This window comes from Saccharomonospora iraqiensis subsp. paurometabolica YIM 90007 (assembly GCF_000231035.2).
In the GTDB taxonomy this organism is placed as follows: Bacteria; Actinomycetota; Actinomycetes; order Mycobacteriales; family Pseudonocardiaceae; genus Saccharomonospora; species Saccharomonospora paurometabolica.
This window is the reverse complement of the sequence record NZ_KI912258.1, coordinates 305,584-312,968: the sequence shown is the minus strand read 5'-3', so window position 1 is coordinate 312,968 and position 7,385 is coordinate 305,584. Positions and strand designations below refer to the sequence as shown.

Below are 7,385 nucleotides of genomic sequence, written 5' to 3'. Positions count from 1 at the left end.
CGGCGACGGCCGTGCCGATGGCGCTGGCCCTCTACGGCGCCACGGTCACCGGCTCGGTGCAGCGCACGTTGGTGGCGGAGACCCGGCTGACCGTGGGCAGCGACGCGGTGTACGCGCTGGAGGACATCCCGGCGGCGCTCCCGTCCGGAGCACGGGCGGACGTCACCGTGGTGCGGCGGTGGGACGCCGGACGGATCGGCGACACGACGGTGCGCGTGCTCGGCGTCGACCCGCGCACCTTCCCGCACGCCGCGTTCCGGGATCCCGCCCTGCCCGGCCCGGCGCTGCCGGAGCTGATGCGGCGGCTGGCCGGCTCCCCCCGCTCGGCAGGTGTCCTGGCCGGACTGACCGTTCCGGACGGCACCCCACTGGAGATCCGGGGAACCACCCGGGCCCTGGAACTCACCGGGGCGGAACACCTGCCCGGCAAGTCATCGGGTTACCCCCTTCTCGTCGTGCACGCCGATCTGCTCGACGAACTCGTGCCGCCCGCGCGGGCCGAGCTGTGGGTGCGCGGGGATCCCGACGACCGGGCCGCCCTGCTGGGCGCGCTCGACCTCCCGGTGTCCCCGGTCGCCGTGGCGGAGGACGTCCAGGCGCGGGGTGTCTACGGCGCGATCACCCACACGTTCGCGTTCCTGGCCGCCGTGTCGGTGTCGTGCGGGGTGGTCGCCGTGCTCGCCCTCGTGCTCTACCTGGACGCACGCTCCCGGGCCCGACGCGGCGCGTACGTGCTGCTGCGGCGGCTCGGCGTCGGACCCGTCCGGCACTGGTGGGCCACGCTCGTCGAGGTCGGGGCGCTGCTGGGCGCGGCGTTGCTGTTCGGGCTGCTGCTCGCCGGTGCGGTCGTGGCGCCGACCGCCGCCGGGTACGACGTCAACCCGGGCACCGCCCCCGACGCGCTGCTCGACCCGCCGTGGGGGCTCGCGGCCGGGCTCACCGCGGCCGTGACCGTCGTGGCGGTGCTCGCCTCGCTGCTGGCCCAGCGCACGGTCTCCCGGGCCGATCCGGAGGAGGTGCTGCGTGACACCCGGTGACACCACACCCGACGACGTCGTTCTGCGCGGCACGGGTCTGCGACGTGAGCACCGTGCCGGCGACCGCGTCGTCCCCGTGCTGCACGGCGTCACGCTGTCCGCCCGGCGGGCCGCCGTCACGGTGCTCGAAGGGCCGTCCGGCTCGGGCAAGTCGACCCTGCTGCGCCTCCTCGCCGGTCTGGACCGGCCCGACGACGGGACCGTGGAGCTCGCCGGGACGGAGCTCACCCGGCTCTCCGCCCGGCGCAGGCGCGCCCTGCGCCGCACCCGGATCAGCTGGCTGCACCAGGAGCCGACGGCGAACCTGGTGGACTACCTGACCGCGGCGGAACACGTCGAGCTGGCCGCCCGGCTGCGCCGGTGCGCGGTGGACGTGCCCGCCGTGCTCGACCTGGTCGATCTCGCGCACCGGGCCCGGCACCGGCCACGCGCCCTCTCCGGTGGCGAGCAGCAACGGGTCGCGTTGGCCGCGGCCGTGGTCGGTGCTCCCGACGTGGTGGTGGGCGACGAGCCCTCGGCGCATCTCGACCCGAGCGCGACCGCGCATGTCGCGGAGGTGCTGAGGCGCCTGGCCGGACGGGGAACCACGGTGCTGCTGGCCAGTCACGACCCCCGGATCACCCGGCTCGCCGATGCCACCGTCCGGCTGGTCGACGGCCGGAACGCGGAACCACGGGAAGGGGAGGATCGGCCGTGACCGGGCCGCTGCTGACGCTGTCCGGTGTGCGCCGATTCGACCGACCGGGTGCGGACGGGCGGGACGGGACCCCGTCCGGCGGGGAAACACTGTCCGTCGTGGACCTGCGGCTGGACCCGGGCGAGCTGGTCGCGCTGACCGGACCGTCCGGCTCCGGGAAGAGCACGGTACTCATGGTCGCGGGCGGCTGGGCCGTCCCGGACCGGGGCACCGTCACCCTCCACCCCCCGCTGCCGCCGGTCGACGTGCGTGAGCTGAGCTGGCGACACCTCGCCTTCGTGCCACAGTCACTCGGGTTGCTCGACGAACTCACCCTGGCCGAGAACATCGTGCTCGGCCTGCCCGCCCGGGAGCGCGGCGGGCACGAGACCGTCTCCACGGTGCTCGACGCGCTCGACCTCCGGGAACCGGCGCACCGCCCGGCCGCGCACACCTCCCGGGGCGAACAGCAACGCGCCGCACTCGGCCGCGCGCTCGCGGGCGGAGCCGCCCTGCTGCTCGCCGACGAACCGACCTCGCACCAGGACCGCCGTCGTGCCGACCTGGTGTGCGCGGCGTTGCGCCGCGCCGCCGAGGCGGGCACCGGCGTCCTCGTCGCCACCCACGACCCGCTCGTGGTCGCACACGCCGATCGGGAGATCGCGCTGACGTGACCGGGCCGCCGCGGGCATGATCGGTGGATGAGCATCGGACCGACGGACCTGGCGGCGGCACTGTCCTCCTTCGACCAGCTGTGGAGCCCGCGCGTGGTGACCACGGTCAACGACTACGACGTGCGGGTGGCGAAGGTGGCGGGCGAGCACGTCTGGCACGCCCACGACGACACCGACGAGTTCTTCCTCGTGATCGACGGCGAGCTGCGGATCGCTCTGCGCGAACCGGACGGCGAGCGAACCGTGGTACTGGGCAAGGGGTCGGTGTTCGTCGTCCCGCGCGGCGTGGAGCACAAGCCCTCGTCCGAGCACGGCGCATCACTGCTGCTGTTCGAACCGTCCGGCACCTCCAGCGTCGGCGACCGGCACGACGAGGTCCCCGACCACGTCGACGCCACGACCGGCCACGCGCTCGACCGACCGGCGGGACGTGCCTCGTCGGGAGACGATCGGTGACCGGCTCCTCCGGGCCTACGGCCATCCCCTGACGCTCACCCGCGACCACCGCGTTCGCCCGCCGAGCACGCTCCACGGTCAGCGGCGCAGCACGAGCCCGCGGAGGAAGGCGGCCTGGCCCGCGTGCTGGAGGTCGTCGGCGATCACGCTGACCAGCCGCACCCCGAGGGTGACCGGCGGGTCCCACATCGCGTCGATGACCACGTCGAGGTCGTCGTCATCCAGACGTTCGAGGTAGGCGACCGTCTGCTCGTACACCGCGTCGTGGTATTCGGTCAGGAGCGTGGGCGAGTCGACCCGCACGGCGGCGACCTGCTCGCTGCTGTGACCGAAGCCCGTGTCGTCGGTCGGCAACGACAGCGCGAAGCGGTCGGCGAAGCCCTGTGCCGTCCAGACCTGCTCGGCGCCGGCGACGTCGGCGACGTGGTCGTCCTGCACCCGGGTGAGATGCCACAGCAACCACGCGATCGTGTTCGCGTCGGGGTCGAGACGGTGGTTCAGGACGTCGGCGTCGAGTCCGTCCGCGGCCTGCGCCACGGCCTCCTGCACGCGCCCGTACCCGTCGAGGAGGATGTCGATGGCGTTCATGCCGAAATTCTGGTCGCCCACGGCGGTTCCCGCTGGGATCATCACACCGTGGCACCACCGCAGACCCCGCCGACCCCGGCGGATCTCGCCGATCTGGCCCGCTCCGCGCCGCGCCGGTGGACCACGCTGCGGTTCACCCTGATCCGGCACGCGGGTGAACCGGCACCCGCCGACCGGGGCACGGTCCCCGGGTCGGTGCCGGACTGGGCCACCGACGGGGTGCGTGCCCGGCTGCGCCGCCCGGACGCGCTGCGGGTGGAGACACGGGACGGCACCCCGCTGCAGGTGACCCGCACCCCGGGGAACGCCGACCGCGACGACGCGTTGATGTTCCAGGACTACCACTGGGTCGCGATGCTGCACCCGGCCGAGTTGGCCGACGGGGAACACGAGGACATGGGGCACGGAGACCCCCTGCGGTTCGACGATCTCCGCGTCGTGCGGCACCACGGCAGGCCCGCCTGGCAGGCCGATGTGCGCCCCACCGGCTTCTACGCCCCGCGCTGTCCGTGCTGCCCGCTGCTCTTCTCCGCCGAGAGCGAGGACGCCGGCGGCGACGACGACTCGGAGTGGTTGCTGCGCAACCGGTACCCGGAGTTGCGCTACCCCGAGGCGCACCGGGTGCGCCTGGATGTCGCCACCGGCGTGTGCGTGTCCACCGAGGAACTCGGCGGCTCCCGGCCCGGGAGGGGACACGACGTCCGGATCGAGGCGGTCGACGAGCCGATGCCGGACAGCCTCTTCAGCGACGCCACCCGCCGCCCGCCCGGGCGGTGGGGGCGCGGGTGACGGGAGGGAAGGCGTGACGACGTTCGTTCTGCTGCCGGGGGCCGGGTCGGCCCCGTGGTACTGGCACCGCGTGACACCGCTGCTGCACGAACGCGGCCACGAGACCGTCACCCCCGACCTGCCCTACGCCGACGACAGGGCGGGGCTGCGCGAGTACGCCGACACCGTCGTGGGGGCGATGGCGGGTCTCGACGCGCCCGTGCTGGTGGCGCACTCGATGAGTGCCTTCACCGCACCGTTGGTGTGCCGGCGCGCTCCGGTGGCACACCTGGTGCTGCTCGCCCCGATGATCCCGGCACCGGGTGAGACCCCGGGCGAGTGGTGGGACAACACCGGGCAGCCACAGGCGCAACGGGAACTGGCGGTGCGACAGGGCCGCGATCCGGACGCCGCGTTCGACGTGACGGAGCTGATCCTGCACGACGTCGACCCCGCGCTGGCGCGGCAGGCCCTCGACCTGGGCGAACGCGAGCAGTCGGCGACCCCGTTCGCCGAACCGTGGCCGCTGGACGCCTGGCCGGCCGTGCCGACCCGCGTCCTGCTGGGCACCGACGACCGGATCTTCCCCGCCAACTTCCTCCGCCGCCTGACCCGCGACCGCCTCGGCCGCACCCCCGAGGCGATCCCCGGCGGCCACACCGCGATGCTCAGCCACCCCCACGCACTGGTCGAAACCCTCCTCACCCCCACCCCCGCAAGTTGACCCCCCAAACCCGCGAGTCGCCACTCCATGCCCGCGAGTTGCCATTCCATGCCCGCGAGTTGACGCGCCATGCCCGCGAGTCGGCGTTCCATGCCCGCGAGTCGCGGTTTCACACTGCTGAGTCGACGTACCGAGCGTGCTCACGACCGAGTCGCCGCTGTTCCCCGTCCGATGATTCGGCGCTCGTCAGCATGAAGGCGGCTCGCGAGAACTCACGGGTATGGAGTGTCAATCCGCGGAGGCGAAGCGGCAACTCGCGTGTTTGAGGCGTCAACTCGCGGACATCGGGCGGCGACTCGCGAGGGTGTCGGGGCGGGACGACCGGGCGGGTACTCATGTGTCCTTTGCGGACAGACCGGACTTTTGTCGGGGGGTGTGCGTAGGTTCGGGGTGGTAGCGCACGCGCGACCGTTCAGGAGGTAGGGCGCATGTACGAGCAGACCCGGTCCGGCGGGGACTCCGGAAGCCCCGACGCGACATACCCGCACTCCCCCGCCCCGCACCACTGGCACGCCCTGGACGACCTGCTCGCGGAGATGTGCGAACGGACCGGCGGGCGTCTGGAGGACCTGCACGACCGGGGCCGCGGCATTCTCGAACACTGCCGACCCGATCCCGCACTCCCGATCGCCGACGTCCGGAGCCGGAACGTCACACCGGTGTGGACGCACGTCCACCGGGTCGTCGGCTCCCTCGCTCACCTGGAGGACGCCGCCCCGGACGACGCCAGGGCGATCCGGGCGATCAGCGCGGACGTCTACGCGCTCGCCGAACGACTCGCCGTCTTCCCGGCGGAGCCACCCACCTGAGTCTTCCGGCCCGCGCCCGGGTGGCCCACACCGGACAACCCGACTCCGTGCCGTCGGCATCGGCCCTCCGGATCGTGCTGCCCACCGTCGTCGGGACCACGCCGCTCGGGGACGGCGACGTTTCGGATCGCGGAACGCGGGTAGGCCGCCGGAGGGCGGTGGCGGTGAACGCGGCCGTTCTCGCCGCCTCGGTGTCCGTACCGCGGCCGGTCGGCGAGCCGGTCGGTGGCCCCGCACGGAAGAGAGGTCCGGACCGGCGCCGAGGCGTAGAACCGGACGTGGAAGCGACTGCCGGTCGATCCGACACCGGACCGAACGAGAACCACACGGACACCCCGACGAGGAGACGAGTATGGGTTCATTGGACGGCAAGGTCGCCTTCGTCACCGGAGCGGCACGGGCACAGGGCCGCAACCACGCTGTGCGGATGGCCGAGGAGGGTGCCGACATCATCGGCATCGACCTCTGCGACCAGATCGACACGGTGCCCTATCAGATGTCCACTCCGGACGATCTCGACGAGACGGTCGGGATGGTGGAATCGCGGGGGCGGCGCATCGTCGCCCGCGAGGCGGACGTCCGCGGCCCGCAGGCACTGCAGGCGGCCTTCGACGCCGGGCTCGCCGAGCTCGGTCGGGTCGACATCGTGGTCGCCAACGCGGGGATCGCCGCGCTCGCGCCCGAGGAGACCGACCCGGTCCGGGCGTTCAACGACACCATCGCCACCAACCTCGCCGGCGTCCGGCACACGGTACACGCGGCCGCACCCACCATGATCGAGCAGAATGCGGGCGGGGCGATGGTGCTGACGAGTTCCACCCAGGGCCTGTCCGGCCGCGGCGGCAACGGCACCGGCGGGCTCGACGGCTACACCGCCGCGAAACACGGCGTCGTCGGGCTGATGCGCTCCTACGCGAACTGGCTCGCCCCGCACGGCATCCGGGTCAATACCCTCCACCCCACCGCCGTCCGCACGCCGATGGTGGAGAACGAAACGGTCCCGGCGTTCATGCAGGATTACCCCGACATGGCGAACGCGATGGCGAACCTGTTGCCGGTGGAGATGATGGACCACGACGACACGACCAACGCGGTCCTCTGGCTGGTGTCCGACCGGGCCCGCTACGTCACCGGTGTGACGCTGCCGGTGGACGCGGGTTTCTGCGTCCGGTGACGTCCCCACCGACGACACCCACCGGGCGCCGGACGATCCGGGTCAGGAGGGCCGAAACTTCGCGTCCTGCCGCTCGGACGGGGCCGGCGGGACGTCCCGGTCCGGTGCGCACGCCCGCCACAGGTCCGCGCCCAGGTCGGTGATCCGCAGGGTGCGGCGGGTGAAACCGGTGCGGGGGGCGCGCCCGGCGGCCTCGACGACCGTCTCGTCGGTGACGAGCACGTCGTACTGGGTGTCGAGCGAGCGGTCCTCGTCACTGAGCTCGACGAGGCCGAGTGCGTGCAGCCGGGTGACGTAGGCGGGCACGTGCCCGGGCAGGGCGACGCCCGCCGCCTTGCCCACGGTGGAGGCGCCGCGCAGCAGGACCCGCCCGGACCGGCCGAACGCGGACCGCGCGGTGACGTCGAGTACCGGGAAGGGGGTGCCGTCGGCGAGGACGGAAAGGATGCGGGCCTCGTCCGGGGCGAGCTGGGCGAGCA

10 protein-coding genes are annotated in these 7,385 nt (G+C 73.3%); 8 read left to right on the top strand and 2 right to left on the bottom strand.

The window, feature by feature from the left end:
* The 4 genes from SACPADRAFT_RS29005 to SACPADRAFT_RS0220630 form a co-directional block, all read left to right on the top strand.
* On the top strand, positions 1-1,037 hold a 1,037-nt coding region (locus tag SACPADRAFT_RS29005; RefSeq protein WP_040924634.1), incomplete at its 5' end, for an FtsX-like permease family protein.
* Positions 1,024-1,734, top strand: a complete 711-nt coding sequence (locus SACPADRAFT_RS0220640; protein ID WP_007025713.1) for an ABC transporter ATP-binding protein — start codon at positions 1,024-1,026, stop codon at positions 1,732-1,734. The genes SACPADRAFT_RS29005 and SACPADRAFT_RS0220640, both read left to right, overlap by 14 nt.
* A complete protein-coding gene (locus SACPADRAFT_RS0220635; RefSeq protein ID WP_007025712.1) occupies positions 1,731-2,387 on the top strand; it encodes an ATP-binding cassette domain-containing protein in 657 nt (218 codons plus the stop codon). The genes SACPADRAFT_RS0220640 and SACPADRAFT_RS0220635 overlap by 4 nt, the downstream gene beginning before the upstream one ends.
* A gap of 27 nt (positions 2,388-2,414) precedes the next feature.
* Positions 2,415-2,843, top strand: coding sequence for a cupin domain-containing protein (locus SACPADRAFT_RS0220630; protein ID WP_007025711.1), 429 nt, complete (start codon positions 2,415-2,417; stop codon positions 2,841-2,843).
* 78 nt (positions 2,844-2,921) lie between these two features.
* Here SACPADRAFT_RS0220630 and SACPADRAFT_RS0220625 read toward each other — a convergent pair whose 3' ends face one another.
* Entirely contained in the window at positions 2,922-3,431 is a 510-nt protein-coding gene (locus SACPADRAFT_RS0220625) for a mycothiol transferase (protein WP_028662642.1), read from the bottom strand.
* Positions 3,432-3,479: 48 nt separating this feature from the next.
* Here SACPADRAFT_RS0220625 and SACPADRAFT_RS0220620 point away from each other — a divergent pair, with 48 nt between their 5' ends.
* The 4 genes from SACPADRAFT_RS0220620 (at position 3,480) to SACPADRAFT_RS0220605 (ending at position 6,906) form a co-directional block, all read left to right on the top strand.
* Positions 3,480-4,220, top strand: a complete 741-nt coding sequence (locus SACPADRAFT_RS0220620; protein ID WP_007025709.1) for a hypothetical protein — start codon at positions 3,480-3,482, stop codon at positions 4,218-4,220.
* Positions 4,221-4,233: 13 nt separating this feature from the next.
* Entirely contained in the window at positions 4,234-4,923 is a 690-nt protein-coding gene (locus SACPADRAFT_RS0220615) for an alpha/beta fold hydrolase (RefSeq protein WP_007025708.1), read from the top strand.
* Positions 4,924-5,351: 428 nt separating this feature from the next.
* Positions 5,352-5,732: a hypothetical protein gene (locus SACPADRAFT_RS0220610; RefSeq protein WP_007025707.1), complete on the top strand. Its 381-nt coding sequence runs from the start codon at positions 5,352-5,354 to the stop codon at positions 5,730-5,732.
* 352 nt (positions 5,733-6,084) lie between these two features.
* Entirely contained in the window at positions 6,085-6,906 is an 822-nt protein-coding gene (locus SACPADRAFT_RS0220605; protein WP_007025706.1) for a mycofactocin-coupled SDR family oxidoreductase, read from the top strand.
* A 42-nt stretch (positions 6,907-6,948) separates the two neighbouring features.
* On the opposite strand, the gene SACPADRAFT_RS29000 is transcribed toward SACPADRAFT_RS0220605, so the two are convergent.
* The coding region (locus tag SACPADRAFT_RS29000) for an Abi-alpha family protein (protein WP_007025705.1) at positions 6,949-7,385 on the bottom strand (437 nt) is incomplete at its 5' end.

Excerpts from the sequence above, each read along its gene's own strand:
- SACPADRAFT_RS0220610 (WP_007025707.1), top strand. The coding sequence starts at position 5,352 with ATGTACGAGCAGACCCGGTCCGGCGGGGACTCCGGAAGCCCCGACGCG.
- SACPADRAFT_RS0220625 (WP_028662642.1), bottom strand. The coding sequence starts at position 3,431 with ATGAACGCCATCGACATCCTCCTCGACGGGTACGGGCGCGTGCAGGAG.
- SACPADRAFT_RS0220630 (WP_007025711.1), top strand. The coding sequence starts at position 2,415 with ATGAGCATCGGACCGACGGACCTGGCGGCGGCACTGTCCTCCTTCGAC.
- SACPADRAFT_RS0220605 (WP_007025706.1), top strand. The coding sequence starts at position 6,085 with ATGGGTTCATTGGACGGCAAGGTCGCCTTCGTCACCGGAGCGGCACGG.